Annotated in this window: 1 protein-coding gene; it reads right to left on the bottom strand. The window is 55.0% G+C overall.

Going from position 1 to position 544, the window contains the following annotated elements:
* Nucleotides 1–473 (bottom strand): IS6 family transposase (locus ACUXUR_RS26805; protein ID WP_445505391.1); only part of this gene is annotated, 473 nt, incomplete at its 3' end.
* Between the last annotated feature and the right edge of the window lie 71 nt (nucleotides 474–544).

Genomic DNA, 544 nt, shown 5'->3' with positions numbered 1-544 from the left:
TTCAGATCACGCCGTATTCTATCCTGGAGCCGATCGGCAGTATCGCAGGACAGGATCGCCTCCTTGTTAGTCTGACTGCCATCGATGACAATCCGTTCAGGACGGCCATGCCGTTTGAGAGCCTTGCGCAGGAACTGTTTGGCAGCCGTGAGATTGCGCCGCTCGCTGAACCAGAACTCAACCGTGTCACCGTTGCTGTCGATGGCGCGGTAGAGATACCGCCACTGCCCACGGACCTTGATATAGGTTTCATCAACATGCCATTTGCTGGAAACTGCTCGTTTGAGCCGATTGAACCGCTCCAGCAATTCGGGCGAGTACCGGATGACCCACCTGTGGATCGTGGCGTGATCGACGGAGATACCACGCTCTGCCATCATCTCCTCCAGATTACGGAGACTGAGATTGTAGGCCAGATACCACCGGACGCAGAGCAGGATCACAGATTGATCAAAATGCCTGCCCTTGAACACCACTTCCCCCCACTACTGTGACCGAGGCCTCAGTAGCTGAAACTCTGAAACAAAACGTTTGCGACGGATCC

Source organism: Microvirga medicaginis (assembly GCF_052658925.1).
Note: the sequence above shows the minus strand (reverse complement) of the source record. Positions and strands in the feature narration are given on the sequence as shown.